Raw genomic sequence first — 20,540 nt, forward strand, 5'->3', positions numbered from 1 at the left:
GCGTCTCCACAATCTTCATCCTGATGCACTTGATATAATCTAAAAAAAGTACCTCCTGAATTTTTACAGCCTCAGGAGGTACCCCATATTATCCAGTTACTCTTTTATTTGCTTTTTGCGTAATTTCAACCAGATGCCTAGCAGCATAATGACCAGTCCGGTCAATTGTATAGGCAGTGCACTTCTTTCACCAGTTTGCGGAAGGGTGTGATTCTTTCCGACCGTAGTGACAGCGTTATCGCCGGAAGAGCTCATCTGACCGGAGGGTCCCTGTCCCCCGGCCGCGCCCGAATTAGGGACTTCTACTCCGTTGCCTTCACCTGTTTCAGCTTCGGATGCTTGTGTCGGATCAGGTGTAGTGCCCGTTTCAGTTCCCTGAGATGAATCCGGGGCATTACCTCCTGGCGTTTCCCCTGGTGGATTCGACCCGTTTCCTGTGCCTTGATCGGAACCAGGGTCCGATGAACCTGAATCATCATCGTCATCATCGTTATCCCCCGGGTCGCTTGGAGTTCCAGGGTTACCCGGTGGAACTGTCACCTTGCGGTTGGTAACCGTAAGAGTCAGGGTGACGATATCGTCTATTGGTGTGCCTTCCTGGCCGATGACGACATTACGGACCGCATTCTCGATTTGATACCCTGCCGGTGCTGCGATTTCCTTCAGGGTGTATACACCTGGGCGCAATCCGGTAAATACCGCCGTTCCGCTGGAATCTGTCGTCAGCGTCATAGGCTCCTGCTGCTGTCCCTGATCCCTCAGCTCAAAGGTGGCTCCTGCAAGGAGAAGGGATGAATTTTCAAAATCCAGCTTAACAATCTCCAGCCGGTATTCCGGTGTTTCTGGTTCCCCAGGACCTCCTGGGTTTCCGGGTTCATGCGACTTTTTCTCGTTTATAAGCGTAACGCTCTTGATACCGCCGGTTTGCTGAATAGATCTGTCAATGACTACAGAATGAGCCTTAGCATCCAGCACATAACCAGCAGGCGCTTCCGTTTCAATCAGCGTATAAGTGCCATATAGCAGCTTGGTGAACGTGATCTGACCCAGATCATTTGTAGTTTTCTCGCCAACCACCTTACCAGCGCTGTTGCGCAGCTCATACTTGGCGCCAGCCAGCTTAAGGGATGGATCATCCTTATCCACCTTCGTGACAGTCAATGCTCCCCGTACCCCGGAGCCTGTGCCAGAGCCATTAGAATAGCGGATTTCGATCGTTTCTTCCGTTTCCTGCACACCTGTGGTTACACCATCGCCCTTGAAGACAGCTTGATTGGTGACTTGCTCCCGGTCAGCAGACACGGCGATTTTCGAGGAATATTGAAGCACATAAGCCGTTTCAATCGGTCCGGTGAAGGTCAGCTCGAAGCTTTCCTGATCATTCGCCTCGTCATTGTGGAATGTGATGTTGTAATCCGTTCCTTTCGTAAGCAGCTCGCCAGGTGTAACAGCGCCGTTCGCCGCCACAGCCCCTTTGTACAGCTTGAAGGAATCCTTAACCAAAATCTGATTGGAGCTTGGCGTATCGATAATACGCGCGTTTTCCACATAGGACTGTCCCTCATTGATCTTGATCTGCCAGTCAATCAGGTCTCCCTTTCTTGCACCGGTTTTATCGATATACACTTCCCCGTACGGGATGGTGACTTTTTTGTCCCAGCTCCAGCTCTTTCCACCCTCTCCGGTGAGAATCGCTTTGTTGGGAATTTCGTCAGCTACCAGCGTTTTATCCAGCTTGGTATCAAACGTGATCCAGTAGGGAGAGGAAATGTTACCCAGATCAATGGTTAACAGATTGCCACTATACTGAATTCGGCTCGAATCCAGCACCAGCTTGGAGCCCTTCACTACATTTCCATTCGCCAGCACATTCGCATGATATACCTGGACAGAGTCCTTAACCAGCTTTTGCCCTTCCTTGAGCTCGTCGCTTAAGACGGCACCCGTGATAGGAAAGCCATTATAATTTGCGATAACGTCCCAGGTTAATTTTTTCTCACGCGGATCATAGCGGCCTTCTTTGTACCCGTTATTGATTGTATACTTGTTTGGCGTAAAGGAAGCTTCCACCTTCACAGGACCAGGATACTGCGACGTTTTTTCCGTCCAATTGAGCAACGCCGTATTTTTGTACACGGATTTCCCTGGATGAAATTTGGTTTTGTAGGTGATCGTGTACGTATCTTTAAAGGTACCTGTAAAGCTTAATTTGAATCCCTGATCAGGCTTGCTGTCTTCCAGCTTATAAGGCAGAACAGTCCCCCCCGAAGCACTGATATTCAGAGAATTCGGGATATACTCCAGCCCGCCGCCCGAAAAAGCATCCTCAATGACCAGATTCGTCATCGGCCATTGATCCCGGTTTACTACAATTCTCCACGTAATTTCCTTGCTGCTGTAATTGGTTGAGGCAACCGATTTCACGCCGATGCCGCTACGGAATGTGTGCGTTGCTGCAGCAGAAGTCTCCTTGCCCGAGAGCTCGGAATAGACGCTGTTCGTAACCGGCGTATTTTGATATACCCGGCCCTTTATTTTCGTCTCATACTTGATGTTGTACGCAGTATTAATGTCCGTCAAAAACTGCAGATCAAATCCGTTCTTTCCATCAACCCCCGAGACAGGAGTTATCTTATACAGACTGGAATTCACTTCCTCGCCTGTAAGCGCTTTGTACACTTTCAGCGAGCCAACGACAATATCCATGCTTTGATCAAAACGGTCTCTAATCGAAGCATCCGCCTGCGGAATCGATTTTGCACCATAATTGTATTTCACTGTCCAGGACACACTCTGTGTTGCCTGATTGTAGGTGCCGGCTTCCTTGGTTAGCAGCTTTTCGCGCTGGATCGTTACCGTCTTGCTCTCCTGTGCCACAATTCCATTCTGATCCTTCAGCTCCGCAGCGTTGGTAAAGCTAGTCTCCTCTTCCCCGGTAACCAACGTGGAATACACAATACGATAAGCGGAATCAATGCTTGGTTCGGTAAATGCAAGCCGGAATGCTGACCCATCCGGTTCCGTCGTAAGGGTATAGTGATCCTGGGTCACTTCGGTCCCCAGCTCCGGTTCCCGGTCCAGATTAACCTGAAGCCGGTACACATGAATGGAACCCGGATCAAGTGTCAACCCCTGCGGAATCTGATCGGTAACCTCAGCCTTGCTGATCTTAGCCAGGGAAGTGTTGATATCGAGGGTCCAATCAATGTTGGTGTCCTTGACCGCAACCCCCGCTTTCTTCAGCAGGTTTCCATCCTTGGGTTCAAAGTTGACCTTGACAACCTGTACCCCGCCTTTAATGGGAAAATAAATCGGAACTTCCACACTTCCTTTGATCGTTTCCGTACTGAATACTATATGAATTTCCAGCTTTCCGCCAATTTCCGAATACTGCTCTACATTGCTGTTAAACTTCATGACTACATGGCCATTGATGTCAACCGTAAACTCCCCGACACTGAAGTCGTCGTCATTTATCAGTTGCCCGTTGATGGTGTTATAGATGGTGAATTCCTTCGGAATGTCAAATTCGAATATGTCCCCGTCCTTGTAGCCATGTCCATCTTCCAGAGCCCACTCGTATTCAATCGTTACGGCGTCGCCCAGATGCGAGCGGTCAAGCCGATCCGGATTGTATACAGCGTCAATTACCGTTCCCTTCGAGTCCTTGACGGTAACCTTCGTCAGAATGCTCTCCGTCTCTGATACGGAAGTGGCGGAATCTGTCTCTTCCGTTGTCCCGTAAGTATCTCCGGTTACTGTTGCCATTTCCGTTGAACCAGCCGGGTCATCCGCATTGGCCGGTAACATTCCGATTCCGGATATCACTTGAAGGACGAGCACCCACGCCATAATGATGGCTAATAGTTTTCTTCTGTTCATCTTTTGAAATCCGTCACCCTCTTCTGTTTAATTTTATTCCGCCAGAGAATCTTTACTGCTGTTTCTTGCGACCTTTCTAATCTAAAACAGGATAAAAAAAAGCCAGCACCTTATCTGGAGTACCAGATATACCGGGGCTGGTTATATATTTATTCTTATTTTCTTTTTCCATGACTCAAACCATTCAATAATAGGGATGCTTGGTTCTACCCCCAATTCCTCCCGCATGACATTCTCCAGCCTGCTGTATTGGAGCATCACCTTATTGTTCATTTGCAGGCCAGCATAAATTTGCATTAATGCAAAATGAGATCTTTCCTCTTGAGGAAAGATGTCGCAAATCTTTAAGTAACAATTTTCTGCTTCGCCGGTCATTCCTTGTTTTTCAAACCAGCTTGCAAGAGCAAATGCCGTTTGCAGCCACGATGTTTTCAGACGTTCACGTTCGCTCTCCAGCCACCAATAATCATATTCACCAAGGTAATCTCCTGTATATGTCTCGATCACTCTCAGATAGTCTCTTACAGTTTCTCCTGAAGGGGCGTCCAGCGAAGATTGCATCCTTTTCCATTCATCAACATCCACAAGGACATTGTGCAATTGCAAAATGTAACCCTCCGCCACCGTTGCAAGTTTTAAGTAGTTCAGAAACGGCCGCAGCGTTTGTCTCACATGATACACTGTATTATACAATTGCCCATATACCCTATCCAGTTCATACTCCGGCCACAGCACCTCAATCAGCATCGATTTACGGACAGGCTGTCCGCGGTGCTGGAGCAAATACAGAAATAACTCCTGTGCCTTATTTGTACGCCACTGAAGCAGCTTATATTCGCCGGAGGAGCCTTCGATCATCACCTGCCGGAACAGATTGATTCGAATGCCTGATGAAGATGAAGGCTCCACTGCCGCAACCTCCGTCTCAGGCTGGCTCCTCATACGGTTCCGAATTCGCTCAATCGTTTTGGCCAAACGCTGCACACTTACCGGCTTCACCACATAATCAAGCGCTTCCAATTCAAATGCCTGCACAGCATAATCATTAAACGCCGTGACAAACACGATGGATACCCCTGGCCTTTTTCTCTTAATTTCCTTGGCCAATTCGATTCCGTTCATTCCGGGCAGACCGATATCGAGAAAAATAACATCTACCGGTGTATGCAATATCTCTGCCCTTCCCATCCGCACATCTGAGTATTTTCCCACGATTTCAATATTGGGAAGCTGCTTCAGTTGCCGTTCCAGAAACTCAACTGCAAGAATTTCATCATCGATAACTATTACTTTCATAGATCCGTCTGCTCCCTACTGCTAATGATCGCTTTATTCAAAGAAGGCCACCCTCAATAGTATACAGACACTGGAAAAATTAAGGAGGATGTCGTTTCTCCTAAATCAACTGTTTGAATTTCCTATATATGATATTTATTTTCCTAAATGCACTGCATTCCTTCTCAATATACTATCTGGTTCACGTTTTGCCAATAGATTCGAAAGCGTAGCTAAAAATTACTTTAAAGATGCTGACTAAGGTCTTACGGCCAAAAACTCGATTCAAGTGGATCACCACAATATGTAGGAGTATGCTGCGCAATTAGAACTGCTTCGAACAAACGCAGCCGTCTTCCGAAGAAGAACGAACTGCGTTTGTTGATTTTATAGGTTAATATCTTCTGCCACCACGCCAGGCCTCAGCTACATGTGCTGTCTGGTTCCCGCATTCCTGGTCTCTGCCTCAGCTTTCGATTCTGTTAAAGTTCCGCAATGTTCTGAGAGCCTGTAAGGTAAGCACACCCTGCCATTCTCTCTTGGCCTCTGCCCATTCCTTTTCATATTGGTTCCAAGTCCAGTTGGGCTCCCACGAACCGTCCTCTGCCTGGTTATGGACAAGCTGGTCCAGCTCGGCAGGAATCACTTCTTCATACTTTTTATAAAAAGGAGACATAGGAGAATCCACCGCCTGAAGCGGAGTTGCGCCGTAACCTGTTCGCTCCCCGGTACGGATATCTACACACCGGTCCAGGAACAGCTCAAGTTGCTCAGCTATCCTGTTCCCCTGCTCACTATCCAATCTTTCCGCCAGGTGCAGATAACAGAACAGCTCGTGCATTTCAGACAAATCACTTTGATGCAGCAAGTATTCAAGGGCATGATCAATTAATTCATTCAGATTCGTAAACTTGAATACAGACCGGTAATCAATAAAGAAAGCGATGATATCGGCATTAGGATTGCCCCAGTAGTCTCTGAACATGCCATAACGCCACCAGATGGCTCTGGGATAACTTTCCGCTTGCTGTGGGATGATGTCCCAGCCTTTTAGCTCCGGATGGTATGTATCTTCAAGATAACCTAATGCATTGAGGATCATCTCCGCGCGCAGCTCCGAAGGCTCTCCAGCCTGCAGAATCTCTAGTCCCCGTGTCGTTGCAAGAGCGGAGGAATCCGGGCAGCGAAGATCCGCTTCCAGCCCGTGTCCGAATCCGCCATCTTCATTCTGGTATGCTTGCAATTCTGTCAACACGTCATCAAAGGGACCCGTCTCAAATTCATATTCAAACAAGGCGCGCTCCAGCCTTCTGGCCCTATGCTTCATAAATGACGCTGCCCGCTCAAATCCGTTCCTGGTTAAAAGCTCCATGATTAACCTCCTAATATTAGATCAGGCTTTCCATCCTTCATGTTCGACCAATGAGCGAATCTGCGCCATATGATGTCTGCCGTGCCATGCGTATCTTTGCAGAGCGGTATCCAGCGTCATACTGCCAAGCTGTTCATTTCTGAACGTCCTTTGATAGTCTTCCTCGCCCAGAGTATGGAGCAAGGCTGTAAAGCGGCCATGCACCGCTTCGATAAGCAGTAGAGAGGTTTTCGCTGCTTCAGTCGAATAGTCCTCCTGCTGAGCCCATAAATCCTGACGATAGCCGGAAATGACCGGGTTGTCTTCCGTCAATCCCCTTCTGAAACGGATATAGGCGTTCATATCATTGTCTGCCAAATGATGAATGACCTGCAACACGGTCCAGCCTCCCGGACGATAAGGTGTCCGCAGCTGACCAGGTGTCAGATCCTGTACAAGCTCCCGCAGAATGCGCGGCATCTCGGCTATTTCCTTTATATACGCCGCACGTTGTGCGGTATCAGGCGTCGGCACGGACTCAAATTTCCCAACAGGGTACCGCAGTTCATCGTCTGCTTGATTCATATCCATTCCTCCCAATTCGCAGTAATCAGCTCAGAACACCAGCTCATAATCATGATGCTACCACACATCAAACAAATTGCCATCAGGGTCTTCGAGCACAAAAAATCTCCCCTACTTCCCTTCGTCTGCAATGTTCCCTACCTTTACATTCTCCATGACTGCATAGGTAATCCCCCAGCGAACAAACGCAGCCGTCTCCCAGAGAAGAACGAACTGCGTTTGTTAATTTTATGCAAATGCAGCTCAACCGTGAAACTCATGCTCTAAAATAGAAAACAAGTAGGAATCATGATACTGGCCTTTAAACCACAAATGCTCGCGCAAATGTCCCTCCTGCTTCATGCCGATCCTTCTCATCACATTAGCGGATGCCACGTTCCCGGGCCGGCATGTTGCATAAATCCGGTGCAGATGATGCTCGGTGAACCCGAATTGCAGCATAGCCCTTGCTGCTTCGGCCGCATAGCCCCGGCCCCAGTAAGCGGGATGAAAGCAGTACCCGATCTCTCCGTTGGGTGTATTCAATACAAGCCCGCATCCTCCGATAAGCTGTTCTTCCTCCTTGAGAATCACCGCTAATTCATAAGATAAGCGGGGGTTCTGCCCCTGTGCTGCAATCACCTGCTCTATATAATCCTTGGTCTGATGTTCGGTATTCGGCCCCCACATCGTGTATCTACACACCGTCTCATTTGACGCATATTGATGTACACTTTTCCCATCATCCGGCACATAATCACGAATCAACAGTCTTGCCGTTTCCAAATGCATACGGTACCTCCTCGTGTCCAATTAAGCTTTGCCAGTTCACAATCATTCTAGCAAAATGTAGAAAAATTGTCGCTTCTAAAATATACAGATTTGGCTCCATAAAACCGATATTACTAACACGTCGTGTTTTACACTAGATAAAAGGGGTCTTTTGTATGAAATCACTAACCAGAATGACGCTGCATAGGAAGCTGATGATTACTTTTTTGATCGTCATGTTGATTCCCGCCGTGATTGTAGGTACGTTATCCTATCATTCCTCGTCACGCAACTTTGAGCAGCAGCTATTGGACAACGCTCGCATCAATGTTGACACAGCTAACAAGATCGTTTCCCAACAGATTGGCAGCAAAATAGCAGATATCGATCAGTATGCGCGGCTGATTGACTCTGAAGATGCCGCTAATCCGGAAGCCTCCGGCCTACGTGATAAATTGAAGCTTTACCTGGCTACTCATGAAGAAGTACAGAACATCTTTCTTGGGACGGAAAATAAAACTATGGTACGGGCCCGTGAGGATGTCTCCAACGATGACTACGACCCGCGTGAGCGGCCCTGGTACCAGCAGGCAGTTGCACAGCCCGGACAGACGGTTATATCTGCAGTCACTATCGATTCGAAAAATAATCCGGTGATTTTCATCTCGCGTACCACTGCGGACGGCCGTGGCGTATTGTCCTTGTCCCTCAATTTAACCAAGCTGCATGAAATGACCGATATTCAGGTAGGCAAGCATGGTTACGTCTTCATTATGGATCAGTCCAAGCATTACGTGGCTCATCCTACCGAAGAACTTGGAAAAGCAATTAGCACTGATTATGTAGAGAAACTGTTTGCCGCTGACAAAGGTACATTTCTGTATCAATACGACGGGCAGACAAAGCAGATGATTTTCTCAACCAATGAACTTACCGGCTGGAAAGTGGCAGGCAGCATGATGAACACTGAGATCAGCGACGCCGTCAAGCCGATCCGTAATACGACCCTGATCGTTATTATCGCTTCTATTCTTGTCATTGGGGTGCTGGCCACACTGCTGATTCATTCGCTGCTGAGACCACTGAAACGGCTGCAGCGGAATACCGAGCAGATCAGCGAAGGGGATTTGACGCTGCAGGTGGCGACAGCCGGCAATGATGAAATCGGGGAGCTGTCCCGCCATTTCCAGCAGATGGTGGATAACCTTCGTTCCATGATTTCACAGGTGCAGGAGATGACTGAAAATCTGTCCTCCTCCTCCCAACAGCTGGCAGCCGGAGCGGAACAGACCACTTCAGCTATAGAGCATGTGACCATCGCCATGCAGGAGGTTGCGGTAGGCACAGAGAAGCAATTGGTCACGATTCGTGAAGGGGATCAGCGGATGCAGGAAATGTCCGCCGAAGTGGATCATATTTCAGCATCCATGCAGCAGATGTCCGATATCGCCGCCGCTTCCATTACACTTGCAGATTCCGGAAGTGAAGCGATTGGAGAAGCCGTCGTGAAAATGGACAGCATCCAGACCACTGTATCGGAGCTGGATAGCGTCATTGAGGATCTGAATACACGTTCATCACACATTGGCAGTATTGTAGGCACCATCTCCGAAATTGCCAAGCAGACCAATCTGCTGTCATTGAATGCGTCCATTGAGGCTGCACGTGCAGGCGAGCATGGCCGTGGCTTCAGTGTTGTGGCGACAGAGGTCCGTAAATTGGCCGAGCTGTCCGCACAGTCCGCGCAGCAGATTACCGATTTGATTCACGACATCCAAAACGGTGTGGCAACAGCCACTGCCCGGATGGATGCGGCCAAGGCACGCGTTGGCGAAGGAATTACGGCCGTGGACATTTCTGGACGTTCCTTCTCCCGCATTCGCAGGTCGATCGGCAAATCGGCGCAGCAAATCGATTCCATTGCGGTGGCTGCCGCCGAACTCGCCCGGAATTCGGCTAATGTCGTTGATGCCATGGAAGAGGTTGGACGTCTTTCCCAAGAAACGGCGGGCAATTCGGAGACCGTGTCTGCTGCTGCGCAGCAGCAGTTGGCATCTATGGAGGAGATCGGCAGCTCCGCCGCAGATCTGACTCGGATGGCCGAGCAGCTCCAACTGCTGGTTGCACGGTTCAAGCTGCATGCTTCCAACGGTGAAGCTGGTCAATAATTACTATATCGCATATGAAAGCCGTCCTTCGATATCGTTGAAGGACGGCTTTTTGCATCAATATAATTTTGGTTTAAAATGAAATGAATATGTACGCAGCTTAAGGAGGTCCATAATGTATGAAGTCTCATACCTCTGACCGTATTAAAATCCCGCCAGGTTTTTGGGCAGGATTACGCCAATTAGGGATTGCTGCCCACGACGTAGCTCGTAAAGCACGACTGCCGCTCACGATTATTACGGAGCCAGTAGTCACTCCTGCCCAATATTACGCCATCTGGCAGGCTTATTCCGATCTCATTGGTGATACTGCCCAAGGAATTATCAAGCTTGCTACCATCTTTGAAACAGCGCAGTATCCACCCGCTGTCTTGGCGACTTACCACGCCCGTGACTACCGCGACGCGCTCAACCGAATGGCCCGGTACAAACGGCTGTGTCCCCCTGAAAGCTTACGGATCACCGAGGAGGGCGAGCACTGTACAATCGAACTGGAATGGCAGAATACCGGACAGCCCGGTCCGCCGGTGCTGGTGGGCATCACACTGGCATTTCTTCTGGAGCTTGGACGCCGGGGCACCGGGCAGCCTTTGACAGCACAGTTCGTCGAGTTTTCACACACCATGGGTAATGTACAGGCCCTTGAAGCTTACTTCGGCTGCCCTATTCGAATTGGTGCAAAATGTAACAGGTTGACGCTGCATCGAAGTGATCTGGACCGCCCCTTTGTCTCGTACAACGAAGAGTTGCTGGAGATTCTGAGTCCCGTTCTGGACAGAACGTTGGATGAACAGCAGCGAAGCCGCTCCATTACCCAGATGGTCAAATGGATCATGAAACGCAGCCTCACAGCAGGGCGCCCCGATATTCAGGCTGTCGCGAAGGAGTTGAGGATGAGCGATCGTACCTTGCAGCGCCGACTTACTGACGAGAATACGAGCTTCAAGCATCTGTTGACACAAGCCAGACATGAGCAGGCACGAGAGTACTTGGCAGACCCCTCGCTCGATATTAAAGAGGTGGCTTTCTTGCTTGGATATGAAGACCAGAACTCGTTCTACCGGGCCTTTCGCCTTTGGGAAGGTGAGACTCCTTCAAATTGGCGCAATTCTACAGAGAGCCAGCACGACTGAGTTTTATAATTGGCGCGTTAAACAAGAACTTTGGCGCAGCATGCTAGTTACCGAACCATACGGACAAGATAATATAAATTACGATCCAGAACAGATTAAAAGGAGCAAACTATTATGGACATGGGATTAAACAATAAAACAGCTTTAGTTACGGGATCAACGAAAGGCATAGGTAAGGCAATTGCCATTGAACTTGCCAAAGAAGGTGTTCATGTACTCATTAATGGACGAAATTACGATGAGGTGGAACGCACTGTAAATGAAATCAAGTCAGATTTCCCAGCTACCTCTCCCCAAAACGCTACAGCCGATCTTGTAGATATTCAACAAAGAGAAGCTTTGTTCGAAAAATATCCCAATATTGATATTTTAGTAAACAATATGGGCATTTATGAAATTATGCAATATGAGGACATTGATGATGAAGTATGGGAAAAATACTTCCGTACCAATGTTCTGGCTGCAAATAGCTTATCTAAATTTTATTTACCTAAAATGTTGAAAAATGATTATGGGCGCATTATCTTTATTGCGAGTGAAGAAGCCATTATGCCTTCAGGACAAATGCCCCAGTATTGTATGACAAAATCCATGTTGTTATCATTGTCAAAGAGCTTGTCTAAATTGACTGTAGGGACAGAAGTTACCGTCAACACGATCATGCCGGGACCGACACTCTCTGAAAATGTGCAGCAAATTATTGAGAGTATGTACTCTGATGAAGGTATGACTTTTGCAGACAAAGAGAAAAAATTTATGACCACAAACCTGCCTCAATCTGAAATACAGCGGTTTATCAAGCCTATTGAAATCGGTAGGTTGGCTACATTTGTATGCAGTCCTTATGCATCTGCGTTTAAAGGTTCTCCAATCCGTATGGATGGAGGAATGGTACCCACTATTTTTTAATTTTATGCTTACGGACTGCTCAATTAACATCAGCCTTGATCCTGGTGAATTCAGGACCAAGGCTGATTAAATTTATTTCTATTTTTATACTCCCGCTTTAGCTGGGATCCGAATCATATCTTCACAGGTGTTCCCGTCCTAGACTGTATGCTGTTTAAGGTCTACGCCGCAGCTCAACATTGTAAGCGGTTGCCGTCCCGATGCTCAGCTCGGCTACAGTCGCTTGTCCGTTCACAGTCGTGAATTGTCCAACCGCGTTGCCGTTGAGCAGAATATCGTACGATCCCGGCTGCAGTCCGGTGAAGGTCACTCTCGTCGTATGGGCTGTTCCGGGCGTCGTACTGGTTAACGAAAAGCGGATATTGCTTTTGCTCTTAGCCACGGTGGCCGTCGTGTAGATATCGCGCTCCATTGACATGCCCAGCTTTTCGGTGATCAGATTCAGCCGCTGAAACACACCATCCTTCGGTGTGATAACATAGCTGCCCCCGGCTTCGCTCACCTCACAGCCGTAGCCGTACAAGCCGAAGAGCGGGTCGACCGCCACGTCGGCACTCAAAATTTTGATTGCGCCCCACAAGCCAAGATCGGCTTCGCCGGACATTCCTCGCCATCCGTTGAATAACGGTCCGCCTCCAACACCAAATGCCCCATAGTTGCCTTTGGTCATCTGATAGGTCCAGGCTACCGCGCCGATATTAGCCGGGTCAGAGCTGATCTGCCCGGAATTGATCGCGCTGATGTTGCCGAGCTTGGAGGCATAGGTCAGCCGCTGCTCGACCTCAGGCTTGGCGGAGTGGTTGCGCACCCAGTCATCCATCGCATATCCCTGCAGAGCGACCGTGTACTGGAAGTTCCACCACGGCTCCCCGGTAATCGTCACTGGCACGGAGTAAAAATACCATAACGGCATATGCCCGCGCGTCGCACGCACCTTGGTGTTGATCTTGTCCATCATCTGCAGGTTGCTGTTCATCTTCGCCAGCGTGTATACGGATTCCTCACCGGTATTATCGTAATTGTACTCCGAGCCGTACGGGTACGTTGTATTTTTGAAGTTATTGTATTTGGTTGCCATTTTGCTCACAAGGTCGTTGGCTTGTGCCGTATAACCCTCATCCCGCAGGGCCTTGATGATGTCAGGTGTCGTCATTTCACCCATCAAACCGGTATTCCAGTTGTAAGCAACCGGGCCGTCGTAGAGGGCTTTGAAAATATTGTAGGCGCGAAGCAAGTACGTTGTTCGAGGATGAATGTAACTAACCATGCCAGGGTAAAGCTTGGCAATCTTGTACATGCTGAAATAGGTGTTATACACGTGCGGATAAGCGTATCCCCGGTAAGTCGGCGTCGTATTCGGCTCAGGCATTAAAAAGTCATGAATAAGATAATCCGAATGATGTCCGTTCATCAGATTGGTCCAAATTGCGGTTTCCAGATACTTGTCCACCGCGGTAATTTCCGAGACAACCGGCTTCTGCACATTTTTCTCAGCCAGAAACTGGCCGTGCGTCAGACCCCAATCATCACCCCAGCCCCAATATCCGTTAAAAACATTTCTGCGCGACTTCGTTTGCATCATCCAGTCATCAAAGACTTTGTCGCGCAAATCACCGGGCACATTCCACTGCTGCTTCTCGACCATAAAAGTCGCATGGCGCTGCAAAGCATCAGCGACCGGCTCGATGGCGTAAAATTGCAGCACGGTTTTTTCGCCGTTGCCGTAGTTGACGGTAATGTTATTCTGGCCCAGGCTGCTGAGCCGCAGCGAGTATAAACGGTGACCTCCCGCAACGGTGCCAAGCGGAGTAATCGTCGTCTGCGAAGGATACTGTGCAACAACCGACGTGATCGGCTTTTTCGCCCGCAGGCTGAACTTGGCGGTCTGATCCGTCGGCACGATCATGCCGGGGATGACGGTAACATCAACCAAACCTTCCTCGTACAGCCTGTCTTTTACCGCCTGCTCATTCGCCGCTTTAAAAAATTTGAACGCATACGTTCTGCTCTCTCCAGGCGCCAGTACAAGGCTCGTATTTGGCAAATAGCCGCGATTAGTGCTCTTGATCACATTGGAATGAATATAGAACACCGTCAAGCCTTCAGGCCAGCCGCCCTGATCGGCCGCCCAGGTGCTGCCTGCATGCTCTTCGACACGCCAGTTGTCCATATATTCAAAGCCTGCACCAGTGGAGGTGTCGGGTACCATAAGCAGCGTGTTCCCGATTCCGCTGGGTCGCTGAACCGTAATGTAGGAATTGTTGTTGGCCACATTGGAGTGGGTAACAACCCGGGTTTCATAAATTTGCTCGTTATTGCCCCCGGACCAGTACTCATTGAACGGCAACGGCAGACCGAAATCTCCGATTTCCAATGCTTGTCCGCTTGTATTCGTCACCGTGATCGACCAGCGCAAATAATCGCTGGCCAAGGAATAGGATTCATCCACTTTGAAATTGCGAATCCCTTGCGCATTACTAGAGTTTTGATAGGTCACATTGACGGTGCTGCCGCTCTGACTCATTGTCCGCCCATCGGCGGAACGGCTGCTCCAGGCTGTCGTCCATGCTCCATTATTCAGGCGGTACGTAAACATCAGCTCACCCAGCCATTGGTGGTCAGATGTATTTTGCTGGGGAGCGTTAACCGCATTCATCACATAGTTGGTTGGAAAGCTGTCACCGACGATTTGCAGGTTCGTAATTTCTCCATGATCACCGGTCGTCACCCGAAAATTGCTATTAGAGATAGTATAGACTGCAGCCTTTTTAGGTCCTCTCATACGCTGTTCCTCCTTTATTTAATTCGGAATGGCCAAAACAGCACTCTTCTGCGAATCTATCCGATTTCGTAAACCACCCTCCTCCTTTCAGGAAGTAGGTAAACATTTTCTTAAATCGGTTTAAAAAATGATTTCTTGAAGGGCCCTCCTCTCTACAAATCTATTATATGAAATTTCACAAGATTGGAAATAAATACCTGACCCATTCCGCTCATGGTGATGTCCCTGCCTAAAAGAGGCTTGACGAGAAGACTGAGGCCAATTTACGCTATAAATTGAAATTGATCTTCATACTAATATGAAGATTCTCTTTAATGGAATATAAAAACTCTTGCGTCTGGCCGCCGATAGGAGAGTCGAAATTGAATAAACGCGAAATACATAACCAAGAAATCGCCTTCACCATAAGAACAGCTACCCCTGAAGATGCGGAACAGCTATCCGAATTAAGATTGCGGATTGATGGCGAGACCGAGTATCTGGACAGGGAACCGGGAGAGGCTTTTATCGACGTTACGGGTTTCAAACAGTTGATTAAAGCAGACATAGAGAAACCACGAAACTTGTTTTTGGTAGTCGAGGTTGATGGACGGATCGTCGGATTTCCCAGATGCGAAGGCAATGATTTAAAACGGCTTTCTCATAAAGTGGAATTTGGAGTTTGTGTGCTGAAGAACGATAAGCTGCTGGCTGACGGCAGGTTTTATAATACGGTGGTTATGGGCAGATTCAGAGCATGAAATATAGAGTAACTGATACTTACGTATATGTACTCGATTTTCCCGATGTAATGTGTTTCCCAAGGCCAACAAAAAACCACGAGGATTTACAACAATTAGTCGACACTTGTTTAACCTATCAAATAGCAAGTCCTGATGATTTTGAATCTTTCAACCACTATGCAGTAACCGTACCTTCAGATGGCGGTAAATTCTATACACAGGATTCTCTCAACCCTGTCTTAAAGCTGGTCAACGAGAATAAACTATAGACAACAGAAAAAGAGCTCTGCCAGCGTTTAAACAACAGAGCTCTTTTTGTGGACACGATATCCTGAATACAAGTAACTTTCTCACTGTTTTTGACCTTTTTATAAATTCATGTCAAAGGCATTTTCAATTATTGTCCTGCACCGCTTTCCGCACATAAAACCTGCTGCTTTCCTCCCAGATCTCCCCCGGCTGCAGACTGAATACGCCAATCTCATCAGCTCGCAAATCAACATTAGGGCCGTTGACCAAATTGGTCTGAGGCTCCGGACAGAAAAATCCCTCCTGCGCTCTATTGTTCCAGATCATCCATTGTTTATACGAGTTTCCAACATCATAGACCAGCGTAATTCCCCTCACTGTATCGTGCAGTTCCATCCGGTTGCGCCCGTTTTGCGGCACGGCGGTGTAATGGTTATCCATGTCCGCAAAGAAAGGATAGACGCCGCTGTCACGCATCTGCTCCTCCTCCGGCGTAAGCGGCTGAAACTGCGTCGTCGGCAGCATACGGCCGTCCAGTTCCCACCGCTGTCCGACCGTCAGCTTCAGCTTATAGTCCCGCGCCGAACCCTCTGCAACAAACGGCGCGTTCACGGATATGTGAAATGCCAGCAGGCACGGCATCACGGTATTGCCATGATTGCGAACCCTCACATACTGCATAAGACCATCGCTGCTAAGCGAATAACGCAAGGTGATGCTGAAGTGAAAAGGAAAGACCGCGTATACCGGATGGCTTTCATCGATCATAATCGAGACAGATACAAAGCTTTCCAGTCCGGTCTGTCCATATTCATCTACAGTCCACGGTATGTTGTACAGAAAGCCGTGCAGATGGTTGCCTGTCTCCTCTTCATTGACAGGAAGCTGCAGTGTTCGCCCATCCCAGGCGAACCGCCCGTCCTCATAACGATTCGGCGGAAACAGCACCGGGATGCCGTGAATCATCGGCCTTGCCTTGAAGGCCTCCATCTCCTCCGGTGCCGGTTCATGCAGGAAACAGCACAACAGCTCCTGATCGCGGAAGGCAACCAGATTGCCGCCGATCTGCGGAAGCATCACCGCCTCGTAAGGACCGTAGCGCAGCCAAACCGCTTTTTCCCCTTGATATTCGTCTTCCCAAGCTGCGTTAGTGAACGGGTGGGGATATTCTACTTTTTGCATCGGGATCAGCTCCTATTATCTAAAAATCTGTGTACATGCTCAGCTTAAGCCAAGTTAATCTCCCGAATCACCTCAAGCGGCACCTTAGGCTGGCGGTCTTCCGTCAGCAGCCCGTTGACCTCCTGCTGCACATCAGTTAGCTGTGTATAACAATAACCCGCGAGATAAGGAGTCGCCTTAATCGCTCCGGTGATGGCACGAAAGCGTTCGATGAAGGCCTCCTCGGAATCCACCTGGTTCCCGTATCCCCAACCTTTATCCGTCTGGAACGCAATGCCGCCGAATTCGCTGATGATGATCGGCTGTCCCCGATAGGCGTATCCTTCCGCAAACGCACGCTTCCATTGATTAAAGGAGATTTGGTTGTTAACAATACTCTCCTTGTCCTGATACCGCTCCAGGAACTCTGCGCCCTTTTCCACATAATCATGCAGAGTCAAAATATCCGAGACGGTGTGCTCCCATCCGTCATTGGTGACGACAGGACGGTACGGATCAATCGCCTTCGTAAGATGATAGATGCCTTGTGTGAACTGCTGCTGCCGCACATCATGGGCAATGGTTGGTATGCCCCATGATTCATTAAACGGCACCCAAGTGATGATGCTTGGATGATTGTACTGCTGCGGCACAATCTCCAGCCATTCCCTTGTAAAGCGGCTGACCGCATCGTCATTAAATTCGAAGGTAGCCGCCATTTCCGACCAGACCAGCATGCCCTTCACATCACACCAGTATAAAAAGCGCGGATCCTCCAGCTTCATATGTTTACGGAGCCCGTTATAGCCCATCTCCGCCGTTTTATCGATATCCTCAATAAGCGCTTCCTCGGATGGAGGAGTCAGGTGGCTGTCCGGCCAATAGCCCTGATCCAGAATTAGCCGTTGATAGAGCGGGGCGTTATTCAGCAGAATCTGCCCGTTCTCAATCGATATTTTCCGCATACCAAAATAGGAGGACACCCGGTCGCGCTCCTGCTCACCCTCATACAAAACAAACTGCACATCGTACAGGTTTGGCGATTCCGGCGACCACAAGCTTTGCTTCCACGGACCGCCTGCCTCATGAAGCACATTGACCTCCACCGTGATCCAGGACCTGTCGGCAGACAGGCTAACGGTTCTTACAGGCTGTCCCTTCAGTTCAATGGCCGCCTCCAGACGCAAATTCTTCTTGTCTTCAATGCCCTTGAGCTGGAAATCAAAACGGATCATATGGCGGTCGATATCAGGCGTCATTTTGACCGCCTCAATTCTTGCCTCGTTCACATGCTCGATCCACACACTTTTCCAAATTCCCGTGCTCTGCACATAAAAGCATTCAAAATTTTGCTCCACCCAGCGCTGTTTTCCCCGTGGCTGCGTACAGCTCTGGCTGTCCTGCACCTCAAGCACGAGATTGTTTTCCGCGCCGTATTTAATATATGGCGTTATGTCGAACGAAAACGCCGCATATGCACCTTCATGTTCTCCGGCAAGCACACCGTTCACCCAGCATTTCGCTTTATAGTCCACGCCCTGAAAGTGCAAAATCGTCCTTTTGGCTGCCACCTCCTGCGGGATCACTACACTTCTACGATACCAGACCTGCGGATGGAAGGTCTCGATCCCGATGCCGCTCGCTTTTGTTTCATAGGTAAATGGCACGATAATTTTTTGCCCTTCCGGAAATTGCTTGAACCACTGCTCCGTTTCCCCAATCCTTTCATCATCGAAGCAAAAGTCCCATTGTCCGTTCAAATCCAACCATTCCTTGCGCACAAATTGCGGCCTCGGATAATCTTTGATATAAGCTTTTGTAGTCATACGGTTTCCACCTATCCCTTTGATTTATTTAAGCTCATCCCTTGATGCCGGACATGCTGATTCCTTTTACGATCTGCTTTTCAAAAATAATGAACAAGATAATGATAGGCACAGAAGCAATCGCGTTGATCACCATCGGTTTAACGTAATCCTCCGAGTATTGGCCCATCAGTGTGGGAATCCCCATCGGCAGCGTAAACAAATTGTCGTCCGTAATGGACAGGAACGGCCACAGAAAGTTGTTCCACGAACCGATAAAGGTCAGAATCGCCATCGAAGCCATGGCCGGGCGGGTCAAGGGCAGCATAATGCTCGTGAAAATCCTCCAGATGCCGCCGCCGTCAATTTGTACACTCTCCAGTAAATCATTGGGGACGCCGTCGAAGAAGCTTTTGAGCACAATGACAGCCACCGGAGAGGCCAGCATCGGAATAATGAGCCCGCTGTATGAATTCAGTAAATCCAGATCCTTCGCAACCTGATAGAGCGGAATAATGGTCGCTTCTCCGGGAATCAGCAGCCCGCCAAGGATGAAGAAGAACATCCACGTACGGTAACGAAACGGCACCTTGGACAGGGCAAATCCCGCCATGGCCGCGAAAACAACGGTCAGCACTGTGACCACCACGGCTACCAGCAAGCTGTTGACCGTCCACTGGGACAGTTTGGTGGTCGTCAATACTTCCTGATAAACGGCCAGCGAATACGGAGGTTTGAACCAGTCCAGTACGGTGATAATCTTCATGCCTTCTTCCTTGACGGATACGACCAGCATCCAGACGAGCGGAGCCGCGAAAAAAAGCGCCATGATCGCGGAGCCTGTACGATACAGCCATTTCATCAGCTTTCCGCTCCTTTCCTGTTATTGATCCAGTATTGCAGCGCGGACAGCACCAGCAAAATGACGAACAAAATATAGGACATGGTCGCGGCATAACCCAAATTGTTGTTCTTAAATCCAGTCTGATAGATCAACTGGATGATCGGACGTGTTTGGTCCAGCGGACCGCCGCCTGTAATGACATAAATTTGCATAAATACTTTGAATGAAGCGATAATCTGCAGCATCGTAATCGTTTTGGTCAGCGGCGTCAGATACGGCAGCGTAATCCGCCAAAAGATTTGCGTATCGCTCGCACCGTCCAGCCTTGCCGCTTCGTAAATCTCGTCCGGTATTTCCTGCATAGCCGACAGATACAAAATAAAGTTAAAACCGACCGTCCACCACAGGGTGACTATCGTAATAACGACCCACGCCAGCCCCGTTTCCGTCAGCCAGAAGATTTCTGATTCCCCGGGCAATAACCCAATGAAATGCAGTGTTGAGTTCACAAGTCCGGTGTAAGGCTGAAAGACGAATAAGCCCAGATAAGCTGCGACGGCAACAGAAAGCACGCTAGGTATAAAAAAGATAATGCGGTAGAATTTCTGCAAAACCGATTTCCGGTTGGCAATGAGGGCCAGTAGAATGGACAGTATGATCATCGTTGGCGTGCTTAAGATCACGAAAAAGGTTGAGTGCCACAACGCCTCCCAGACCTCTCTGTCCTGCAGCGCCTTGCGGAAGTTGTCGAGTCCGACAAAACCCATTTTGCGGATCAATGTCCATTTGTAAAAGGTCATCTCAACGCCCTTAATCATCGGCCAGATCGTAAACAAAATGTACACGATCAGGAATGGAAGCAGGAATAAAAGCGCCTGCAGGTCTGCTCTCCATTTTTTGATTTTCATATGTGCGTCCCCCTTT

General features: G+C 48.8%; 13 protein-coding genes and 1 pseudogene. 4 read left to right on the forward strand and 10 right to left on the reverse strand.

Annotation, left to right across the window (positions count from 1 at the left end):
* Positions 1–96: 96 nt before the first annotated feature.
* The 5 genes from OIN60_RS12710 to OIN60_RS12730 all read right to left on the reverse strand — a co-directional run bounded on the left by OIN60_RS12710 (position 97) and on the right by OIN60_RS12730 (position 7,864).
* Positions 97–3,882 carry an LPXTG cell wall anchor domain-containing protein gene (locus OIN60_RS12710; protein WP_305755223.1) on the reverse strand — a complete coding sequence of 1,262 codons (3,786 nt, stop codon included), beginning with the start codon at positions 3,880–3,882 and terminating at the stop codon, positions 97–99.
* 141 nt (positions 3,883–4,023) lie between these two features.
* Positions 4,024–5,178 (reverse strand): response regulator, encoded by a 1,155-nt coding sequence (locus OIN60_RS12715; protein WP_305755224.1) that lies wholly within the window; start codon positions 5,176–5,178, stop codon positions 4,024–4,026.
* 445 nt (positions 5,179–5,623) lie between these two features.
* Positions 5,624–6,529, reverse strand: a complete 906-nt coding sequence (locus tag OIN60_RS12720) for a hypothetical protein (protein WP_305755225.1) — start codon at positions 6,527–6,529, stop codon at positions 5,624–5,626.
* A gap of 21 nt (positions 6,530–6,550) precedes the next feature.
* Entirely contained in the window at positions 6,551–7,093 is a 543-nt protein-coding gene (locus OIN60_RS12725; protein ID WP_305755226.1) for a YfiT family bacillithiol transferase, read from the reverse strand.
* A gap of 243 nt (positions 7,094–7,336) precedes the next feature.
* Positions 7,337–7,864 (reverse strand): GNAT family N-acetyltransferase, encoded by a 528-nt coding sequence (locus OIN60_RS12730; RefSeq protein WP_305755227.1) that lies wholly within the window; start codon positions 7,862–7,864, stop codon positions 7,337–7,339.
* A gap of 155 nt (positions 7,865–8,019) precedes the next feature.
* Here OIN60_RS12730 and OIN60_RS12735 point away from each other — a divergent pair, with 155 nt between their 5' ends.
* From OIN60_RS12735 to OIN60_RS12745, 3 genes are all read left to right on the forward strand, one after another.
* Positions 8,020–10,011, forward strand: a complete 1,992-nt coding sequence (locus OIN60_RS12735) for a methyl-accepting chemotaxis protein (RefSeq protein WP_305755228.1) — start codon at positions 8,020–8,022, stop codon at positions 10,009–10,011.
* A 119-nt stretch (positions 10,012–10,130) separates the two neighbouring features.
* Complete coding sequence (locus OIN60_RS12740; protein WP_305755229.1) at positions 10,131–11,144, forward strand: helix-turn-helix transcriptional regulator; 1,014 nt, start codon at positions 10,131–10,133, stop codon at positions 11,142–11,144.
* A 114-nt stretch (positions 11,145–11,258) separates the two neighbouring features.
* Positions 11,259–12,053 carry an SDR family NAD(P)-dependent oxidoreductase gene (locus OIN60_RS12745; protein WP_305755230.1) on the forward strand — a complete coding sequence of 265 codons (795 nt, stop codon included), beginning with the start codon at positions 11,259–11,261 and terminating at the stop codon, positions 12,051–12,053.
* A gap of 166 nt (positions 12,054–12,219) precedes the next feature.
* On the opposite strand, the pseudogene OIN60_RS12750 reads toward OIN60_RS12745, so the two are convergent.
* A pseudogene (locus OIN60_RS12750) lies at positions 12,220–14,835 on the reverse strand (DUF5695 domain-containing protein); the annotation flags it as partial.
* 314 nt (positions 14,836–15,149) lie between these two features.
* Between OIN60_RS12750 and OIN60_RS12755 the strand changes: the two are divergent.
* Positions 15,150–15,575, forward strand: coding sequence for a GNAT family N-acetyltransferase (locus OIN60_RS12755; RefSeq protein ID WP_370872480.1), 426 nt, complete (start codon positions 15,150–15,152; stop codon positions 15,573–15,575).
* Between the two features lie 375 nt (positions 15,576–15,950).
* Here OIN60_RS12755 and OIN60_RS12760 read toward each other — a convergent pair whose 3' ends face one another.
* From OIN60_RS12760 to OIN60_RS12775, 4 genes are read right to left on the reverse strand one after another with little or no spacing between them, the layout of a single operon-like run.
* Positions 15,951–16,988: an aldose 1-epimerase gene (locus OIN60_RS12760; RefSeq protein ID WP_305755232.1), complete on the reverse strand. Its 1,038-nt coding sequence runs from the start codon at positions 16,986–16,988 to the stop codon at positions 15,951–15,953.
* A 44-nt stretch (positions 16,989–17,032) separates the two neighbouring features.
* Entirely contained in the window at positions 17,033–18,793 is a 1,761-nt protein-coding gene (locus OIN60_RS12765; protein ID WP_305755233.1) for a glycoside hydrolase family 2 protein, read from the reverse strand.
* 34 nt (positions 18,794–18,827) lie between these two features.
* The gene (locus tag OIN60_RS12770; RefSeq protein WP_305755234.1) at positions 18,828–19,634 is read right to left on the reverse strand and encodes a carbohydrate ABC transporter permease; all 807 of its coding nucleotides are present in this window, start codon (positions 19,632–19,634) and stop codon (positions 18,828–18,830) included.
* Positions 19,634–20,524 (reverse strand): carbohydrate ABC transporter permease, encoded by an 891-nt coding sequence (locus tag OIN60_RS12775; RefSeq protein ID WP_305755235.1) that lies wholly within the window; start codon positions 20,522–20,524, stop codon positions 19,634–19,636. The genes OIN60_RS12770 and OIN60_RS12775 overlap by 1 nt, the downstream gene beginning before the upstream one ends.
* Positions 20,525–20,540 lie beyond the last annotated feature (16 nt).

The sequence above is a fragment of the Paenibacillus zeirhizosphaerae genome, assembly GCF_030705605.1.
Lineage (GTDB): Bacteria > Bacillota > Bacilli > Paenibacillales > Paenibacillaceae > Paenibacillus > Paenibacillus zeirhizosphaerae.

Coding starts and splice junctions, on each gene's coding strand:
- OIN60_RS12710 (WP_305755223.1), bottom strand. CDS start 3,882: ATGAACAGAAGAAAACTATTAGCCATCATTATGGCGTGGGTGCTCGTC.
- OIN60_RS12715 (WP_305755224.1), bottom strand. CDS start 5,178: ATGAAAGTAATAGTTATCGATGATGAAATTCTTGCAGTTGAGTTTCTG.
- OIN60_RS12720 (WP_305755225.1), bottom strand. CDS start 6,529: ATGGAGCTTTTAACCAGGAACGGATTTGAGCGGGCAGCGTCATTTATG.
- OIN60_RS12725 (WP_305755226.1), bottom strand. CDS start 7,093: ATGAATCAAGCAGACGATGAACTGCGGTACCCTGTTGGGAAATTTGAG.
- OIN60_RS12730 (WP_305755227.1), bottom strand. CDS start 7,864: ATGCATTTGGAAACGGCAAGACTGTTGATTCGTGATTATGTGCCGGAT.
- OIN60_RS12735 (WP_305755228.1), top strand. CDS start 8,020: ATGAAATCACTAACCAGAATGACGCTGCATAGGAAGCTGATGATTACT.
- OIN60_RS12740 (WP_305755229.1), top strand. CDS start 10,131: ATGAAGTCTCATACCTCTGACCGTATTAAAATCCCGCCAGGTTTTTGG.
- OIN60_RS12745 (WP_305755230.1), top strand. CDS start 11,259: ATGGACATGGGATTAAACAATAAAACAGCTTTAGTTACGGGATCAACG.
- OIN60_RS12755 (WP_370872480.1), top strand. CDS start 15,150: ATGGAATATAAAAACTCTTGCGTCTGGCCGCCGATAGGAGAGTCGAAA.
- OIN60_RS12760 (WP_305755232.1), bottom strand. CDS start 16,988: ATGCAAAAAGTAGAATATCCCCACCCGTTCACTAACGCAGCTTGGGAA.
- OIN60_RS12765 (WP_305755233.1), bottom strand. CDS start 18,793: ATGACTACAAAAGCTTATATCAAAGATTATCCGAGGCCGCAATTTGTG.
- OIN60_RS12770 (WP_305755234.1), bottom strand. CDS start 19,634: ATGAAATGGCTGTATCGTACAGGCTCCGCGATCATGGCGCTTTTTTTC.
- OIN60_RS12775 (WP_305755235.1), bottom strand. CDS start 20,524: ATGAAAATCAAAAAATGGAGAGCAGACCTGCAGGCGCTTTTATTCCTG.